The 16,744-nt window shown below is 62.6% G+C and carries 15 protein-coding genes; 5 read left to right on the top strand and 10 right to left on the bottom strand.

Features of this window, described 5'->3' with window-relative positions; translation table 11 throughout:
* Window positions 1-175: 175 nt before the first annotated feature.
* The 5 genes from DFR38_RS00320 to DFR38_RS00340 form a co-directional block, all read right to left on the bottom strand.
* Complete coding sequence (locus DFR38_RS00320; protein ID WP_059286669.1) at window positions 176-652, bottom strand: RES family NAD+ phosphorylase; 477 nt, start codon at window positions 650-652, stop codon at window positions 176-178.
* Window positions 649-1,122 carry an antitoxin Xre/MbcA/ParS toxin-binding domain-containing protein gene (locus DFR38_RS00325; protein ID WP_158527665.1) on the bottom strand — a complete coding sequence of 158 codons (474 nt, stop codon included), beginning with the start codon at window positions 1,120-1,122 and terminating at the stop codon, window positions 649-651. Before DFR38_RS00325 ends, DFR38_RS00320 begins: the two co-directional genes overlap by 4 nt.
* Window positions 1,123-1,194: 72 nt before the next feature.
* The gene (locus tag DFR38_RS00330) at window positions 1,195-2,010 is read right to left on the bottom strand and encodes an alkaline phosphatase family protein (RefSeq protein ID WP_059286667.1); all 816 of its coding nucleotides are present in this window, start codon (window positions 2,008-2,010) and stop codon (window positions 1,195-1,197) included.
* A 118-nt stretch (window positions 2,011-2,128) separates the two neighbouring features.
* The gene (locus DFR38_RS00335; RefSeq protein WP_204377518.1) at window positions 2,129-3,211 is read right to left on the bottom strand and encodes an HD domain-containing phosphohydrolase; all 1,083 of its coding nucleotides are present in this window, start codon (window positions 3,209-3,211) and stop codon (window positions 2,129-2,131) included.
* Window positions 3,212-3,324: 113 nt separating this feature from the next.
* A complete protein-coding gene (locus DFR38_RS00340; protein WP_059286665.1) occupies window positions 3,325-4,371 on the bottom strand; it encodes an RNA methyltransferase in 1,047 nt (348 codons plus the stop codon).
* A 119-nt stretch (window positions 4,372-4,490) separates the two neighbouring features.
* On the opposite strand from DFR38_RS00340, the gene DFR38_RS00345 reads away from it, so the two are divergent.
* The gene (locus tag DFR38_RS00345) at window positions 4,491-4,883 is read left to right on the top strand and encodes a hypothetical protein (protein WP_059286664.1); all 393 of its coding nucleotides are present in this window, start codon (window positions 4,491-4,493) and stop codon (window positions 4,881-4,883) included.
* A 55-nt stretch (window positions 4,884-4,938) separates the two neighbouring features.
* Here the strand turns inward: DFR38_RS00345 and DFR38_RS00350 are convergent, their stop codons facing one another.
* Both DFR38_RS00350 and DFR38_RS00355 read right to left on the bottom strand, forming a co-directional pair.
* Window positions 4,939-5,568, bottom strand: coding sequence for a response regulator (locus tag DFR38_RS00350; protein ID WP_059286663.1), 630 nt, complete (start codon window positions 5,566-5,568; stop codon window positions 4,939-4,941).
* Window positions 5,565-7,967, bottom strand: coding sequence for a PAS domain-containing sensor histidine kinase (locus tag DFR38_RS00355; protein WP_204377517.1), 2,403 nt, complete (start codon window positions 7,965-7,967; stop codon window positions 5,565-5,567). Before DFR38_RS00355 ends, DFR38_RS00350 begins: the two co-directional genes overlap by 4 nt.
* A 245-nt stretch (window positions 7,968-8,212) precedes the next feature.
* Between DFR38_RS00355 and DFR38_RS00360 the strand changes: the two genes are divergently transcribed.
* Genes DFR38_RS00360 through DFR38_RS00370 form a run of 3 tightly spaced genes read left to right on the top strand, consistent with a single transcriptional unit; the run spans window position 8,213 to window position 12,802 of the window.
* Window positions 8,213-9,430 carry an efflux RND transporter periplasmic adaptor subunit gene (locus DFR38_RS00360; protein ID WP_110312835.1) on the top strand — a complete coding sequence of 406 codons (1,218 nt, stop codon included), beginning with the start codon at window positions 8,213-8,215 and terminating at the stop codon, window positions 9,428-9,430.
* A gap of 2 nt (window positions 9,431-9,432) precedes the next feature.
* On the top strand, window positions 9,433-11,382 hold the full coding sequence (locus tag DFR38_RS00365; RefSeq protein ID WP_110312836.1) for a MacB family efflux pump subunit: 1,950 nt from the start codon (window positions 9,433-9,435) through the stop codon (window positions 11,380-11,382).
* 7 nt (window positions 11,383-11,389) lie between these two features.
* The gene (locus tag DFR38_RS00370) at window positions 11,390-12,802 is read left to right on the top strand and encodes an efflux transporter outer membrane subunit (RefSeq protein ID WP_110312837.1); all 1,413 of its coding nucleotides are present in this window, start codon (window positions 11,390-11,392) and stop codon (window positions 12,800-12,802) included.
* On the opposite strand, the gene DFR38_RS00375 is transcribed toward DFR38_RS00370, so the two are convergent.
* Together DFR38_RS00375 and DFR38_RS00380 are read right to left on the bottom strand one after the other, a co-directional pair.
* The gene (locus tag DFR38_RS00375) at window positions 12,779-13,513 is read right to left on the bottom strand and encodes an amino acid ABC transporter permease (RefSeq protein WP_199051874.1); all 735 of its coding nucleotides are present in this window, start codon (window positions 13,511-13,513) and stop codon (window positions 12,779-12,781) included. The two genes, DFR38_RS00370 and DFR38_RS00375, sit on opposite strands and share 24 nt — an antisense overlap.
* Window positions 13,514-13,615: 102 nt before the next feature.
* Window positions 13,616-14,446: a transporter substrate-binding domain-containing protein gene (locus DFR38_RS00380; protein WP_110312838.1), complete on the bottom strand. Its 831-nt coding sequence runs from the start codon at window positions 14,444-14,446 to the stop codon at window positions 13,616-13,618.
* 146 nt (window positions 14,447-14,592) lie between these two features.
* Between DFR38_RS00380 and DFR38_RS00385 the strand changes: the two genes are divergently transcribed.
* Complete coding sequence (locus tag DFR38_RS00385) at window positions 14,593-15,486, top strand: homocysteine S-methyltransferase family protein (protein WP_059287135.1); 894 nt, start codon at window positions 14,593-14,595, stop codon at window positions 15,484-15,486.
* A gap of 135 nt (window positions 15,487-15,621) precedes the next feature.
* Here the strand turns inward: DFR38_RS00385 and DFR38_RS00390 are convergent, their stop codons facing one another.
* The gene (locus DFR38_RS00390) at window positions 15,622-16,584 is read right to left on the bottom strand and encodes a LysR substrate-binding domain-containing protein (protein ID WP_110312839.1); all 963 of its coding nucleotides are present in this window, start codon (window positions 16,582-16,584) and stop codon (window positions 15,622-15,624) included.
* Between the last annotated feature and the right edge of the window lie 160 nt (window positions 16,585-16,744).

The following is a 16,744-nucleotide window of genomic DNA, read 5'->3' on the forward strand; positions in this document are numbered from 1 at the left end:
AGGGAGGGTGAGGCGGCGGCAGAATTTTGAAATTTTTATCACTGCTATCAGTGATATCTATTTAATAACCCGGTTTATTTGTTAGAAAAATGCCGTGTTATTTCAGCGGCTTAGCCGGCCATGCCGCGCGCCGGTTTGATGGCTAGCACAGCGGACCAGAAGGCAACAACCGGTACTAAGTATGGCTGGCGGGTGCGGTGGATGGCGGGTGGCGGCTGCGCAATCTGGGGTCGAGCGGGGCGCTGATGATGTCGACGATCTTGCAGAAAGAAGCGTCCGGATGGCGCGGGTTAAGCAGGTAGTTGCAGCCATCCACCACCAGCGCGCTGGGGACGCTCAGTACTGCGGAAGGCGCGCTGGCCAGCCAGTCGTCGCCCATGGCCTGGCTTAGCTCGGCGTGCTGTCGCCAGTCGGCCTCCAGCACGGTTTCGTCCAGCTGCATCACGCAATGCTCGGGAATGGATACTTTTAGCAGCTGAAAGCCGGGCGGCAGGCTGGGCAGTTCGCTGTGTACCAGCATTTCCAGCATGGCGCTGGCAGCGTGGTCGGCCAGGTAGACCACCGGCTGACCGGCGCTATGCCAGCGCCCCCCCACCAGCAGGCCGCCCAGACCGTGCAGGTCGGCGTAATTGCTGATGCGCCAGGCGATCACGCCACATAGCCCTCATCGATCTGCAACAGCAAGGCTTCCACCAGTCGTGCGCCCTGTTCGGTACGGGCGGTGTCCAGTGGCGAGGCGCCAGCGAAGCGTTGCAGCGGCTGGCGCAGCCAGGCGGTGGCAATCTCCTGTTCGCCCAGTACCTGCTCGGCCAGCAACAGCAGATTGGCCAGGCGCACGCCGCGCTCGGATTCGTCGCGGCTGAGCTGCTCACCCTTGCGGATGCGGTGGCTGAGCGTGCGCTCGGGGATGACAAAGCTCAGCTCGCTGCGGCTGAGCCCGGCCTTGCCCAGATTGGTGATCAGCGAGGTGGAGAGCCCGTCGGCCACCGAGTTGGCCAGCTCCAGCTCGCTGTGCAGCGGTTGGCCCAGCAGTTTTGCCAGGCCGTCCAGCTGCAGGCCACCCTTGCGCCGCGGCGGCGGCGGGGTGGTCTTGCTCCGTGGGGTAAAGCGGCTGGCTTCCATGGCAGGCTCCATTGTCGGCAAATTGCCATTACAGTATCGGCATTTTGCCGGAGCAAGACAAGCTGCCGGCGTTCAGTCGGGCTGGCGCAGCACGGCAGGGTTGTCCGGCTTGTCGTGGGCGATGCCCAGCAGGCTGGCCATCAGCCCGCACAGCTCCACCTGGCGGACGCGGGCGGTACTGTCATGGCAAAAGCGCGAGCCCAGCAGGTAGAGGGGCACCAGTCTTTCCTCGGGCAACACGCCACCGTGGCTGCGGTCGGCATTCATGCCGTGGTCGCTGGTGACCAGCACCTGGTAGTCCTCGGCCAGCCACTGCGGCAGATACTGCGACAACAGCTTGTCGTGGTAGCGGGCGGCATTGCGGTATTCCATGCTGTCACCACCAAAGCGGTGGCCGGCATCGTCCACGCCCATGGGGTGAATCAGCAGGAAATCCGGATCATGGCGGCGGCGCAGCAGTTCGCCATCGATATACAGGTGATCGTCCGGGTAGTGGTCCAGATGGTAGAACAGGCCATGCTGGATGGGCAGGCTTGCATCATCGGTCAGGCGGTCGCGCACGGCATCATAAGGCGCGCGGTTGTAAAGCTCGCTGATCCAGTGATAGGCCGCGGCAGCGGTGCGCAGCCCGGCGGCGCGGGCCAGGCTGAAAATGCTCTGCTCGGTGGACAGCCGCACCACATCGTTATGCACCACGCCGCTGGCGATGGGGGGAACGCCGGTGAGTATGCATTCGTACAGCGGGCGCGACAGCGAGGGCAGTTCGCAGCGCAGCTGATGCAGGCTGGCCAGGCCGGCCTCGCACAGTCCCTGCAGATAACCCATGCCGTCATGGCCGGCCTGCCAGCCCAATCCGTCCACCACCACCAGAATCACCTTGTTGCGCATCTTGCCTCCGCTTGCCGCCGGCGCAGGCCGGATTGCTGCCAGCTGCGCCACAAAATCAGCAATAGTGCCATGTTTCGATGACAGCCTGGTGATGTTCGCTGGCACCTGGCCTGATAGGCTAGCTGGTGCTTTCCGCGTAGCGGGACTGGATGGCTTCGACCTCCGGCACGATGCGCAGGAAGGTGCTGACCAGGTGGGGATCGAAATGCAGGCCGCTTTGCTGTTGCAGATAGTCGAGCGCTGCCTGTTGCGACCATGCCGGCTTGTAGGGGCGGGTGGAAACCAGGGCGTCGTACACATCGCAAATGGCGGCAATGCGGCCTTCCAGCGGAATTTCCTCCCCGCACAGCCCGGCAGGGTAGCCGCTGCCATCCCATTTTTCATGGTGGGTCAGGGCAATGCGGCGCGCCATGCGGATGACCAGGGCCGGATGCTCGGGAATGATGGTGCCGCCGATGCGCGGGTGCTCGCGCATGATCTGGCTTTCGTTGTCGTCCAGGCGGCCGGGCTTGAGCAGGATGCGGTCCGGCACGCCGATCTTGCCCACATCGTGCAAGGGACTGGCCATGCGCAGCGCATGGGCCCAGGTGGCGTCCTTGCCCAGTGCCAGCGCCATCTGCTCGCACATCTTGCTCATGCGGGTAATGTGCTTGCCGGTTTCGTTGTCACGGTATTCGCCGGCGCGGGCCAGGCTGAGGGTGACTTCCTGCGCCATGTCTTCCAGTGCATTCAGCAGGGTGTCGTAGTAGGCGTAGGTAGCCAGCCCCATGTCGAGAAACACCGCCCGGTTCACTGCCGTCAGATAGCGGCTGCGGCGGGCCTCATCCGGCACCAGCTGCCCCAGCAACACCACCAGCTGATTGAGTACCACCACGTAGGCGCCGGAGTAAAAGCGCAGGTCCACCCCCAGTTGCTGATGGGTGCGGCCGATGGCCAGGGTGGCTTCCAGATAGTCCTGGTTGAAATTGCCGGCAAAGACATGGTCCTGCCAGTGACGCAGCTGATGGGCACGGGCGCGCTGCATGGCGGCCGGATCGCTGAAGGTGGCGCTGGCCGCCGCATTGGCATGGATGTAGGCATATACCCCATCCATCAGCAGATCCATATGGGGGCGGATCAGTCCGCCAAACTCGCGCAGGGTGTTGATGCTGTCTGCATCCATGTCGAGAAAGTCACGCCATTGTTCAAAGCGAAGCCGCACGCAGGGATTCCTTGCAATCGTGGTTGGCCGGCATGGCCGGAAGTAACCATGATAACAAAGAGGACAAATGGCATGTCAAAGGAATGTTGTGGCCGGCTGCCTGCCGGCACCGTTCAGCCGTGGCGCTGGCGGCGTTGCAGACGGCTGCTGTCGATGATGTCGGCGGCGCGGGCGCGTAACTGGCCACAGCCGCCGTCGATGTCCTGGCCGGCCGAATCGCGGATCTTGGTCAGCACGCCATGCTGGTGCAGATAGTGTTTCATGTACTGGATGTGCGCAGCATCCGGGCGCTGGTAGTGATCGCCCTCCATGCTGTTGTAGGGAATCAGGTTCAGCACGCCATATTTGCCCTTGAGCAGGGCGATGGCGGCATCCATTTCCTGCTGGCTGTCGTTGACCCCGGCCAGCAGCGTCCACTGGTACTGAATGGGATAGCCCACCTGGCGGGCATAGCGTTCGCCCTGTGCCACCAGCTCGGCCGGACTGATGCGCGGTGCTCGCGGTAGCAAGTGGGCGCGCAGCCCGGCATCCGTGGTGTGCAAGGACAGTGCCAGTGCCGGCTTGACCCGCTGCTGCGGCAGGCGCTCGAACACGCGCGGGTCGCCCACGGTGGAAAACACCAGATTCTTGTGGGCGATATTGCCCTCGCTGCCGAGAAAATCTATCGCTTCCAGCACATTGTCCAGATTGTGGGCCGGCTCGCCCATGCCCATGAACACCACTTTTTTCACCGGGCGGATACGCCGCGCCAGCACCACCTGCGCCACGATTTCCGCACTGCCCAGCTGACGCAGCAGGCCGGATTTGCCGGTCATGCAGAAGGTGCAGCCCACGGCACAGCCCAGCTGGCTGGAAACGCAGAGCCCGTCGCGCGGCAGCAGCACGCTTTCCACCAGTTGGCCGTCGGCCAGTTCCACCAGCAGGCGTTGCGCGGCATCGGCGGCCTCATGCCGGGTGTGGATGCGCGCCAGTGCTTCCAGCTGCTGGCTGAGTGCCGGCAAGCCCTGCCGTACGCTGAGCGGAAAATAGTGCTCGCTTTGCTGGTGGCGGGTGCCGTGATCAAGCGCCAGACCTTGCAGCCAGGCGCGGCTGATGCGGCCGATGTGGCAGGGACGGGCGCCAAGGGCGGCGAGGGCGTGGTGAAAATCCTGGATGCGCATGGCTGGTTTCTGAATAGCTGGTAACAGCGTGGGCGGGTTGATGCGAGTCGCGTAGGGTAATGCAATTGTCGACTGGCCGGCTAGTGCAGCTTGGCATGCAGCCAGGCAATGTGAGGAGCATGAAGATGAAAAAAATACTGCTGACCGCTATGTTGCTGATTTTGCCATGCGAGCTGGCGGTGGCAGGCAGTGACGTAGGTATGTGGTCTGTTGCGGCGGTCTATCTGTGTGTCGCGCAGTATCCGGCTTATGCCGATCTGCCCGCCATCCGGGCCGATGAAGGTGGCCGCTCAATGCTGAGGGAGATGGACAGGCTGCGTGCGGTCTTCCAGCAATGCCAGCGCGACCGCCCCACGCCCTTGCCGCTGCTGCCGCTTGAGTTATGTGATGCCACTATGGCGCACCTGTCGGCAAGAACGGCCGAATGGGATCCTGCCGATGACTTCGGCATGCTGATCAAACAGCGCTATGAGCCGGCTATCCAGCAGTGGCTGGACTGCATTCAGCGCTAGGCTGGCCTGTAAGGTGGACCTTGCCGCACCTCCTTACCAAGTTGCTGCCAGTCGATCAGATCAGCTTGTGCTCGATGGCGTAGCGCACCATGTCGGCCACCGAGTGCGCCTGCAGCTTCTGCATCAGGCGCACCTTGTGGGTGCTTACCGTCTTGGAGCTGATGTTGAGCTGCTGGGCGATTTCATTGACATTGGTGCCGTGTACCAGGCGTTCGAACACCTGGTATTCGCGTTCGGACAGCTGGGCATGGGCGGGGCGCGAGTCGGTCAGCCCCACTTCGAATACCATGCGGTCGGCCAGTTGCGGGTCGATGTAGCGGCCACCGCCGGCCACCTTGCGGATGGCAGTCAGCAGCAGGGCCGGATCGCTGTCCTTGGTGCTGTAACCGGCGGCACCGGCCTTGAGCGCGCGGGCGGCGATCTGCACTTCATCGTGCATGGACAGCATCAGGATGGCCGGCGGATTGTCCAGGGCGCGAATGCGCGGGATGGATTCCAGCCCATTGGTGCCGGGCATGGAAATGTCCAGCAACAGCACGTCGCAGGGAATCTGGCGCAGCTGTTCCAGCAGGTGGGTGCCATTGGTGGCTTCTCCCACCACGCTGATGTCCTCGGCCAGCGATACCAGCTGCTTGATGCCCTCGCGGACGATTTTGTGGTCTTCGGCAATGATGACGCGGATCACGCGTTTTCCTTTCCTGCTTCGGCGGGCAGCCGGATGGTGAGAGTGCAGCCTTGTTCCGGCTGGCTGTCGATGTCGAGCACGCCACCCAGCAGCAGCACGCGTTCGCGGATGCCGACCAGGCCAAAAGAGCGCAGCTGGCGGTGGGCATGCGGGTCGAAGCCCTTGCCGTCGTCGGCAATGCTCAGGGTGATCATGCCTTGCTGGCAGGTCAGGCCCACGCTGACCGTGCTGGCTTCGGCATGGCGCAGCACATTGGTCAGGGCTTCCTGCAGGATGCGGAACACGCCGATGGCGCGGGCATCGCTCAGCGGGATGGGGGTGTCGGGCACGGAGACCAGGCAAGGGATGCCGCTGCGTTTTTCAAAGCGCCGCGCCTGCCATTCGATGGCCGAGCCGATGCCGGCATCCAGCACCGGCGGGCGCAGCGCCGTGGCGACGTCGCGCACGATCTGGAAGGTTTGCTCGATCAGCTTTTTCATCGCCTGCAGCCGTTCGGCCAGCTTGCTGTCGCTCTGGCCGAAGCTCAGTTCGCACATCGAGGTTTCCAGTCGCAGCACGGTCAGGATCTGTCCCAGTTCATCGTGGACTTCGCGGGCGATACGGGCTTTTTCTTCTTCACGCACCGATTCCAGGTGGGCCGACAGGCTGCGCAGCAGGCCACGCGATTCGGCCAGCTGCAATTCATTGTGCTTGTTCTCGGAGATATCCCAGACAATGCCGTCCCATACCACATGGCCATCGTCAAAGCAGCGCACCGTGGCCTTGATGTCCACCCAGCGCAATTGCCCGTCCTGATGCAGCATGCGGCCCTGCCAGGCCAGGTCGTGATTATGCTGGTCGGCCTGTTGCCAGGCCTGCTGGTAGCTGGCGCGGTCGCTGGCAGCCACCACATCCAGCCAGCCTGCCGGCAGGCTGATCATGTCCAGCGGGCTGTAGCCCAGCATGCTCTGGCTGGCATCGCTGACAAAGGCCAGCCGCACCGGCATTTGCGCTGCCGGGCGTTCCAGGCGGAATACCATGCCCGGCACATTGCTGGCCATGCCCTTGAAGCGGGCTTCGCTTTCTTCCAGGGCCGCGCGGGCTTTTTGCCGTTCGGTAATGTCGTTGAGATAGACCACCAGGTATTCGGTACGGCCGAATTTGAGAAAGCTGAGGGTGACGCCTACCGGCAGTGTCTGGCCATCGGCCTTGAGGCAGTGGGTTTCAAAGCTGCTGACGGCCTTGCGGCTGCGCAGCTGGTTCCACATTTCCAGCCAGCGGGCGTGGTCGAGCGAGGGTTGCAGTTCGGGCAGGGACAAGCGCAACAGCAGGGCTGGCGGATAGCCCAGCATGGTTTCCGCCGCCCGGTTGGCGTACTGGATGCGGCTGTCCCAGTTGACCCACAGGATGCCGACCGTGCTGTTGTCGATGGAAAACTGGGTCAGCCGCAAGGATTCTTCGGCTACATCGCGCGCCTCCAGCTCCATGCGCGCTGCCAGCAGGCGCTTTTCCGCCCAGCGCCGTTGCCGCCGCTGATGGTTCCACACCACAGCCAGCAGCAGGCTGCTCAGCAGCAGCGCCAGGCTCAGCCGGTGCCAGAAGGTCAGCGAGTCGATCAGCCGTGGATAGCTGGGCAGCATCCAGCGGGCGTACAGCTGCTCCATGCGGCTGCCGGGGATGTCCTGCAGCTGGCGGTCCAGTACGGCGGGCAGCTCCGGCCAGTCACGCCTTACCCCGATGCGCAGCAGATGGGTGTAGCCCAGGTCGCCCACCACCGCCAGGCGGGAGAATTCCGGCTCCTTGAGCAAGGTGGCCAGCTGGGCCTCATCGACGATGGCGTATTCGGCATATTGCTGCTGTACGGTTTGCAGGGCCAGACGGTCGTTGGCCACTTCGACGCGGGGCAGTTCCGGGTAATTGCGCCGGACAAAGCGCAGGGCATCGCTATTGCCGTCCAGCGCCAGCCGCTCGCTGAGTGACAGCCGGTCCAGATCGACCGCATTGCCGCTGCCGTCGGGGAAGCCGACTATCTTGTGCGGCACCCGCAAATAGGGCTGGGAAAACAGCCAGTGATGCAGGCTGGCCGGTGTTTGCAACATGCCGGGCGAGACATCCACCGTGCCGGCCTCCACCGCCCGGTCCAGTGCCTGCTGGGTGGCAAAGGTACGCCAGCTCAGCTGCACGCCCATCTTGCTGGCCAGCAGCAGCATCACCTCGACGTCGGCTCCTTCCAGCAGATGGTTGCGCGGGTTGATCTGGGCATAGGGCGCTTGCAGTACCACGCCCACCCGCCAGTCGCGATGGGCGGCCAGCCAGTTGCCTGCAGCCGGCGCTGCCGCCATGGCCAGTGAGCAGAACAGGCTGAGCAGCAGGGCTGGCAGGGTCAAGGACAAATGTCGAAGGCGGGAAGCCGGTTGCATGTGAAGCCTGTATGCAATGGGGTAAGGGATGGCCATGGCCGTTGTGCAATAAGAAGCGGCTGGCATGAGTGCGGCATACTTTACCCTTTAGTGCCGGTTTTGCCAAAAATGCTGGCGGAAGTCGGCCTGGTCGGCTTCGGTAGTGCGTTTACCAGAATTAACATCAATTTACCGTGCATTAACCGCGACGCAGCCGCCAAAGCCGGATACTGCGCTATCAAAATAGCAAGCATCCTTATCCCTTCATGCCTCGTTTCATTGCATTGCACCGTCGCAGCCTGCTGCTCGTCATCGGTTTGCTGCTGGCGCTTGCCGCTTACCTGTTCTACCCCCGCCCGCCAGTCAATCACTACCTGACCGCCACCGTAAGCCAGCTGGATCTGGAAGACAGCGTGCTGGCCACCGGCACCATCAAGGCGCTACGCGAAGTCAGCGTGGGTGCCCAGGTATCCGGCCAGGTGAAGTCACTCAAGGTGGTCCTGGGCCAAACTGTGAAAAAGGGTGATGTACTGGCCGAAATCGACCCGCGCACCCAGGAAAATGCGCTGGAAGATGCCCAGGCTTCGGTCAGCAGCTATCAGTCGCAGCTGAAGTCCAGACTGGCGGCCTTGCTCAAGGCGCGCCAGGATTTCTCCCGGCAGCAGCAGATGCTGGGGCAGCAGGCTACCTCGCGTGAAAGCTACGACAGCGCCAAGGCGGCGCTGGATGGTGCCGAAGCGGATACCCAGCAACTGCAGGCGCAGCTGCAACAGGCGCGCATCAGCCTGAAAACCGCCCAGCTCAATCTGGGCTATACCCGCATTGCTGCGCCCATCGATGGCGTGGTGGTGGCCTTGCCGGTGGAGGAAGGGCAGACGGTGAATGCCAGCCAGTCCACCCCCACCATCGTCAAGCTGGCGCAGCTGGATACGGTGACGGTGAAGTCGGAAATTTCGGAAGGCGATGTGGTCAAGGTCAAGCCCGGCCTGCCGGTGTACTTCACCATACTGGGCGAGCCGGACCGGCGCTATCAGGCGCGCTTGCGCGCCATCGATCCGGCGCCGCAGTCGTATAGCGATGCCAGTGACAGCAGCACCAGCTCCACCTCGACCGGTAGCAGTTCCAGCAGCTCCACCTCGTCCACTGCCATCTATTACTACGGCCTGTTTGATGTGCCCAATCCGCAGCACAAGCTGCGCATCAATATGACGGCACAGGTCACGGTGGTGCTCAGCCAGGTCAGGGCGGCACTGGCGATTCCGGCCAATGCGCTGGGTGTGCGTGGCAAGGATGGCCGCTATCAGGTGCGGGTATTGCAGCCGGACGGCAGCGTGCAGACGCGGACGGTGAAAATTGGCCTGAACAATAATGTGCACGCCCAGGTATTGAGCGGCCTGCGCGCCGGCGAGCAGGTGATTGTAGGGGAGGCCAGCGTCAGCAGCAGTGGCAGCGGTCATAACGGCCCGCCGCCGATGGGGATGTAAGCATGCGTACTCCCTTGCTGGAACTGTCAGGCGTGTGCCGCGATTTTGTCGCGGGCGAAGAGACGGTCACCGTGCTGGACGACATTCATTTGCAGATTCAGGCCGGGGAAATGGTGGCCATCATCGGAGCATCCGGCTCCGGCAAATCGACGCTGATGAATATCCTGGGCTGTCTGGATGCCCCCTCGCGCGGCAGCTATCGGGTGGCCGGGCTGGCGGTGGCGGACATGTCGGCCGACCAGCTGGCCGAGCTGCGGCGCGAGCATTTCGGCTTTATCTTCCAGCGCTACCACCTGCTGGGCGAGCTGAATGCCTTGCAGAATGTCGAGTTACCGGCCGTCTACGCGGGCTGCCCGGCAGCAGAGCGCTCAGCGCGTGCCGCCAGCCTGCTGGCACGCCTTGGCCTTGCCGACCGTGCCGGCCACAAGCCGGGCCAGCTGTCTGGCGGCCAGCAGCAGCGAGTGAGTATTGCGCGGGCGCTGATGAATGGCGGCAAGGTGATTCTGGCCGATGAACCCACCGGCGCGCTGGACAGTGCCAGCGGCCAGCAGGTGATGGCCATCCTGCGTGAACTGCATGCCGAGGGCCACACCATTATCCTGGTTACCCACGACAGCAAGGTGGCCGAGCATGCCGACCGCATTATCGAGATTGGCGATGGCAAGCTGGTGGCGGACACCCGCCGTACCCCCGCCGTTGCCGTTACCGCCGTGCCTGCAGCCCTGGCCAGCCCGCAGGCCACTGGCTGGCGCTTGCTGCGCGAACAATTTGCCGAAGCCTTCGGCATGGCCTGGCGTGCGTTGATGGCGCACCGCTTGCGCTCGGCACTGACCATGCTGGGCATCATCATCGGCATTGCCTCGGTGGTGTCGGTAGTGGCACTGGGTACCGGCTCCAGCCAGCGCATTCTCAGCGACATCAGCGCGCTGGGCACCAATACCATCAATATCTATCCCGGCAAGCATTTTGGCGACCGCAAGGCCGATGCCATCCACACCCTGACCCCGCGTGATGCCACCGTGCTGGCCGAGCAGGGTTTTGTCGACAGCGTGACGCCGGAAGTCAGCGACAGTGTGACACTGCGCTATCGCAATGTGGCGGTGACGGCGCAGGTCAAGGGCGTGGGCGAGCAGTATTTCCGCGTGCGCGGGGTGTCCATGGCGCAGGGCAGGGCCTTTGATGCCGTGGCGGTCAGCCAGCAGGCGCAGCAGGTGGTGATCGACGAAAACAGCCGCAAGGCCTTGTTTGCCGAGGGTGACGAGCCCATCGGCAAGGTGATCCTGCTGGGCAAGCTGCCCTGCCGCGTGGTGGGCGTGACCCAAACCCAGAAAAGCGCCTTTGGCACCGATGACAACCTTAATCTGTGGCTGCCCTACAGCACGGTGATGTACCGCATGCTGGGCCAGGACTACCTGAAAGCCGTCACGGTGCGGGTCAGTGACAATGTGTCCACCGCTGCTGCCGAGCAAAGCCTGGTGGCGCTGATGACCCGCCGTCACGGCACGCAGGACTTCTTTGTGATGAATACCGACAGCATCCGCCAGACCATTGCCAGCACCACCGCCACCATGACCTTGCTGGTGTCGCTGATCGCGGTGATCTCACTGGTGGTGGGTGGTATCGGCGTGATGAACATCATGCTGGTGTCGGTGAGCGAGCGTACCCGCGAGATCGGCGTGTGCATGGCGGTGGGTGCGCGCCAGCGCGACATCATGCAGCAGTTTCTGATCGAGGCCGTGCTGGTCTGCCTGCTGGGTGGTGCGCTGGGCGTGGCCTTGTCGCTGGGCCTGGGTGTGCTGGTGGCCCGGCTGGCCAGCTTCACCATGGTGTACTCGCCCACCTCCATTGTGGCGGCCTTTGCCTGCTCCACCCTGGTGGGCGTGCTGTTTGGCTATCTGCCGGCGCGTAATGCGGCGCGGCTGGACCCTGTCGTGGCCTTGTCACGAGAATGAGAATGCAATGAAAGTGCTTTACCCGCTCTTGCTGACCAGCCTGCTGCTGGCCGGCTGCACCAGTCTGACCGCATCGCCCTATCAGGTGCCGGTGGTCACCCTGCCCGCCCAGTGGCAGGGTGCGGCGGCGGCGGATGATGGCCCGATCAGTGGCGATAACTGGTGGCAGCAGTTTGGCGATGCCGAACTGAACCGGCTGGTGGCGCTGGTGCTGTCCCGCAATAATGATCTGGCCGCTGCCGCCATCAAGGTGCAGCAGGCCATGCTCAAGGCCGAGCTGGCCGCCACCGACCTGGCCCCCACGCCTGCCTTCAGCCTGTCCAGCTCCACCAGCCAGCGGCTGGGTGGGGCTGCCGTCAACAGCCAGACCCATGCGGCCAGCCTGTCGGTCAGCTACGAGGCCGATCTGTGGGGCCAGCTGTCGCATCTGCGCGATGCCAAAGCCTGGGAGGCGCGCGCCACCGAGCAGGATCGCGCAGCCAGCCGGCTCAGCCTGATTGGCAGCACCATCAAGCTGTACTGGAAGCAGGCCTGGTTGCAGCAGCGCCTGCAACTGGGCGCAGCCAGCGTCGATTACCAGCAGCAAGCCTTGCGCCTGGTGCTGGCCAAGCAGCAGGCCGGTGCGGCGGCGCAGCTGGATGTGCTGACCGTACGGCAAAGCCTGGCCAGCCAGCAGGCCAGTCTGTACGACTACCAACAGCAACTGGCAGAAACCCGCAATGCGCTGGCCATCTTGCTGGACGGCCCGCCGCTGGGTGTGCTGACCACTGCCAGCAGCCTGCCGCAGCAGGATCTGCCCGATGTGCCGGCCGGTCTGCCGGTGCAGCTGCTGGCCCGGCGGCCCGATCTGCGCGCCGCCGAACTGCGTCTGCGTGAAACGCTGGCCAATGGCGACGCCACCCGCGCATCCTACTATCCCGATTTTTCCCTGACCGGCAGCCTGGGCAGCAGCAGTAGCCGGCTGGCACAGGTGCTCAGCAATCCGCTGGCCACGCTGGGGGCCGGGCTGACCCTGCCATTTTTGCAAGTGCGGCAGATGAAGCTGAACAACAGCATCAGCGACGCCGATTACCAGCTGGCGGTGGTGAATTTCCGCCAGACGCTATACACGGCGCTGGCCGATGTGGAAAACGCGCTGGCTGCCCGCAGCCACTATCAGCAGCAAGGGCAGCGGCTGACGCTGTCGGCGCAACTGGCCGGACAGTCCGAGCAGCTATACCGGCTGCGCTACCAGGCCGGTGCGGCAGCGCTGAAAGACTGGCTGGACGCACAGGAAACCCGCCGTCAGGCGGAAGTGTCGCTACTGGAGAACCGCTACAACCGGCTGCTGAATCAGGTGACGCTGTATCAGGCACTGGGCGGGGATGCGCAGCCACACCAGCTGGCTGCGCATGACTCAGCGCCGGGCGGAGGCGGATAGTTTCTGTTCCAGCTGGTGCTGGAACAGCTCCAGCACGATGGACAGCAGCCAGTACAGAATGGCCGCCGTCAGCAGCATTTCCATGTAGCGGTAAGCCGAGCGGCCATAGCTTTGCGCCAGGAACATCAGCTCCCACAAGCCCATCACCGACACCAGCGAGGAATCCTTCAGCATGGAAATGAACATGCTGAAGGTGGGCGGGACTGCCACTTTCATTGCCTGCGGCAAGATGATGAAGCGCATGATGGCATGCGGTTTCAGCCCCAGTGCCTTGCCGGCATCCCACTGGCCGCGGTGGATGGACAGGATGGCCGAGCGGAACACCTCGCTCAGATAAGCGCCATAGCACAGCGCCAGCGCCGCCACGCCGGACGGAATGGCCGTGGGCACCACGCCCAGCTGCGGCAGGCCCAGGTAGATCAGCAGAATCTGCACCAGCAGCGGCGTGCCCTTGAAAAACGAGTTATAGAAGGTGGCCAGGCCGTACAGCAGCGGGTTGGTCGACAGCCGGCCCAGTGCCGACAGCATGCCGATGGCCACTGCCAGCACAGTGGAAAGCAGGCATAGCAGCAGGGTGAGCGGAATGCCCTGGATAAAGCCTTCCGGGCTTAACTCCAGCCCGGCCAGCAAGGGCAGCTTGCTCAGGGCAAACTGGTAGTCCAGCCCAAAGGCTTGCACAAACCAGACAAAGCCACCCAACAGACACAACATGACCAGGCCGACTTGCAGCCTGAATCGGTTTTCCAGTTTCATGATACGGACAGACAAAAACAGAAAGCCCCGGACGGCTGCATGCCGTCACGGGGCTGATTCTTAGTTGGTGATATCGCTGCCAATCCACTTCTTGGAAATGGCGCTGAGGGTGCCGTCTTTCTTCAGCTCGCTGATGACCTGTTTGACGCGGGCATTCCACTGCGCATCACCCTTGTCCACGGCCACCCAGTTCGGTTCCTGATACAGCGGACTGCCGACGATGCGGAACTTGCCGGTCTTGCTGATGCGCTCGTTTGCCGTCACCAGGTTGGAAATCACCGCATCCACGCGCTTGCCCGCGCCCAGTGCCAGGTCCTGGAAGGCCAGTTCTTCATTGTCGTACGGGGCAATCACCACCTTGTTGAAGGGGTAGGCGGGTTGCACGGCGTTGGGGGCTTCAATGGTCAGCTTCTTCTGCAGATAGCTTTCATAGGACGAGCCTTGCTGTACGGCAATCTTCTTGCCTTCCAGGCTCTTGATGCTGCTGGTTTTCTTGTCGGCCACATTGGCGATCAGCACCGCCGGCGAATTGTAGTAAAACGCCGGGAAGTCCAGTACCTGGGCACGTTCCTTGTTGGGCGTCATCGAGCAGATGCAGATGTCCCAGCGAGCGCCCCATTTGCCGGCGGCAATCACTTCCCAGGACGGGGTGTCCAGTTTCAGCTTGACGCCCAGTTTTTTCGCCACGGCCTTGGCCACATCCACATCAAAGCCATCCAGCTGGTTTTTGCTGTTGAGGAAGGAGAAGGGTGGGTAGCTTTCCAGCAATACACCACGCAGCACGCCGCTTTTCTGAACGTGGTCAAGGGTGGCACCGGCATGGCTGTGGCCGGCAGCCAGCAGGGCCAGGGCGGCGATGGTGTTGGTGATCTTGGTTTGTCGTTGGAACATTTTTATGGTCTTGATGCTGTTTGGGTGTTAATCTATATACCAAACTATTATAATAAATACCAACTTGTTTCTTTATAAGAATATAACATTTTCTCATCATCACTACGGAATTTTCCGGTATGGGTGGGGAATGCATGGATAACATCATGAGCCAAATCCTTATTCTCGATGGCGGCATGGGCCGCGAACTCAAACGCATTGGCGCACCGTTCCAGCAACCGGAATGGTCGGCGCTGGCCTTGCTGGAGGGCCCGCATTTTGTCGAGCAGGCACACGATGCCTTTGTGAATGCCGGTGCCCGCGTCATTACCACCAATAGCTATGCGGTGGTGCCCTTTCACATTGGCCAGCAGCGTTTCGAACAGCATGGCGAGCGACTGGCTGCGCTGGCCGGTGAACTGGCGCGCCGCAGCGCCGACAAGGCAAGCCACGCGGTGACCGTGGCCGGCTCCTTGCCGCCGGCACTGGGTTCCTACCGGCCGGACCTGTTCAACGAGGCCGACTCGCTGGCCATTCACCGCGTGCTGATTGCCGGCCTGGCACCCTATGTGGATGTGTGGCTGGCCGAGACGCAAAGCTCGCTGGCCGAGGTGCGTGCGGTGCGCCAGGCGCTGGGCGAGCAGGACAAGCCGCTGTGGCTGTCCTTCACCCTGCAGGATGAAGATACTGATGCGGTGGCGCGGCTGCGCTCTGGCGAAACCGTCAGCGAAGCCGTGGCCGAAGCCATCCGCCTGGGTGCGGCGGCGGTGCTGTTCAACTGCAGCCAGCCGGAAGTGATGGAAGCGGCGCTGGATGCCGCCAATGCGGTGCTGCAGCAGCAAGGCGGCCAGTTGCAACTGGGGGTGTACGCCAATGCCTTTCCCCCGACTCCGAAGGATGCCAAGGCCAATGCCACGCTGGATGAAATCCGCGCCGACCTGACCCCGCAAAACTATCTGGGCTGGGCCGAGCGCTGGGTGGGCAAGGGCGCGGGCATTGTCGGCGGTTGCTGCGGCATCACGCCGGAGCACATTGCCGCATTGTCCAACAGCCTGAGCTGATACTCTTCAGCCCGAATCGTCAGCCAGACGGTGTGCCGGGAGGCGTCAGCCTCCCGGCACTTTTCCGGTCATGGTCGGGGTGTCGATAGCGGCTTCCCGCATGGCTTGGCCGGTGCCGCGGGCAGCTGAGCGGCCTTAGTCCCGCATGAAGCAGGCATCAGCATCACCGCTTTGTCGGTAGTTTGCCTGCAAGTTTGAAAAGTCCATCTCGCCAAAGCTGTCAGTCAGGAAATCCAGCAAGCTGCGCACGGAGGGCAACAAGCCCTGCCGGGATGGAAACAGCGCATACACAACCGCCTCCGGTGGTTTCCAGTCGGGCAGTACCGGGACCAGCAGTTGCTGGTTCAGGTCTTTGAAACACACCAGCAGTGGCAATTGTGCAATCCCGCCATGATCAAGCGCCAGCCGGCGGATGGTGATGATGTCATCACTAACCAGCCTTGGCGTGTGGGGGATGTGCAGCGATTGCTGAGCGGGCCCCTGCAGCTGCCAGGCATAGTTGCGACGTTGCAGCCCCCAGTGCAGGCTGGGCAGCTGGCTGAGTTCCTGCACTGAGCCCGGGCAGCCATGCTGCTGCAGAAACTGCGGGCTGGCCACCAGTTCTTGCGGGCTGCGCGAAAGTCTCTTCATCACCAAGCCGCTATCTTCAAATGGCGGCGTTTTGGCATGCAAGGCCAAATCCAGCCCTTCCCTTAATACATCCACTTCGCGATTGGTGCTTTCTATCTGCACCTTCACCAGCGGGAAGCGTGTCATGAAGCGCGAAATCATCCCGGCTACGACAAAGTTCAACAAGGCCGTGGGGCAGCTGATCCGCACCGTGCCTTGCGGCACGACCTGCTTTTTCTCGACGGATGCCCGGGCAGCTTCGCTGGCAGTCAGCACCTGCTGGCAGTGCACGTAAAATTCCTGTCCCAGATCAGTCACCGCAAAATGGCGGGTGGAACGGTTGATCAGACGCGCAGCAAGATAGCTTTCCAGCTCCTGGATGCTGCGGCTGAGCCTGGATTTGGAAACGCCAGTGGCGCGGCTGGCCGCTCCAAACCCGCCATGGTCAACAATCTGGGCAAAGTAATACAGTGCATTCAGGTCATACATTGCGCGGGCACACCCTGTTGATGGATGGGATCAACATACCGGAAACCTCCTCTTGATGTCTGCCGCAAGCGCTGTCTTGCCGGTGAAACACTCTGTTGCATTTATCAAGCAATCAATATAACAGTAGAAACTATATATTGATGGCGCAGCTGCCACTGCC

Source organism: Aquitalea magnusonii (assembly GCF_003202035.1).
Lineage (GTDB): Bacteria > Pseudomonadota > Gammaproteobacteria > Burkholderiales > Chromobacteriaceae > Aquitalea > Aquitalea magnusonii.

Bases quoted from the DNA above. Each gene is read 5' to 3' on its own strand.
- DFR38_RS00340 (WP_059286665.1), bottom strand. From the start codon at position 4,371: ATGCGCATCCAGGATTTTCACCACGCCCTCGCCGCCCTTGGCGCCCGT.
- DFR38_RS00375 (WP_199051874.1), bottom strand. From the start codon at position 13,513: ATGTTGTGTCTGTTGGGTGGCTTTGTCTGGTTTGTGCAAGCCTTTGGG.
- DFR38_RS00360 (WP_110312835.1), top strand. From the start codon at position 8,213: ATGCCTCGTTTCATTGCATTGCACCGTCGCAGCCTGCTGCTCGTCATC.
- DFR38_RS00370 (WP_110312837.1), top strand. From the start codon at position 11,390: ATGAAAGTGCTTTACCCGCTCTTGCTGACCAGCCTGCTGCTGGCCGGC.
- DFR38_RS00345 (WP_059286664.1), top strand. From the start codon at position 4,491: ATGAAGATGAAAAAAATACTGCTGACCGCTATGTTGCTGATTTTGCCA.
- DFR38_RS00365 (WP_110312836.1), top strand. From the start codon at position 9,433: ATGCGTACTCCCTTGCTGGAACTGTCAGGCGTGTGCCGCGATTTTGTC.
- DFR38_RS00385 (WP_059287135.1), top strand. From the start codon at position 14,593: ATGAGCCAAATCCTTATTCTCGATGGCGGCATGGGCCGCGAACTCAAA.
- DFR38_RS00330 (WP_059286667.1), bottom strand. From the start codon at position 2,010: ATGCGCAACAAGGTGATTCTGGTGGTGGTGGACGGATTGGGCTGGCAG.
- DFR38_RS00355 (WP_204377517.1), bottom strand. From the start codon at position 7,967: ATGCAACCGGCTTCCCGCCTTCGACATTTGTCCTTGACCCTGCCAGCC.
- DFR38_RS00390 (WP_110312839.1), bottom strand. From the start codon at position 16,584: ATGTATGACCTGAATGCACTGTATTACTTTGCCCAGATTGTTGACCAT.
- DFR38_RS00325 (WP_158527665.1), bottom strand. From the start codon at position 1,122: ATGGAAGCCAGCCGCTTTACCCCACGGAGCAAGACCACCCCGCCGCCG.
- DFR38_RS00380 (WP_110312838.1), bottom strand. From the start codon at position 14,446: ATGTTCCAACGACAAACCAAGATCACCAACACCATCGCCGCCCTGGCC.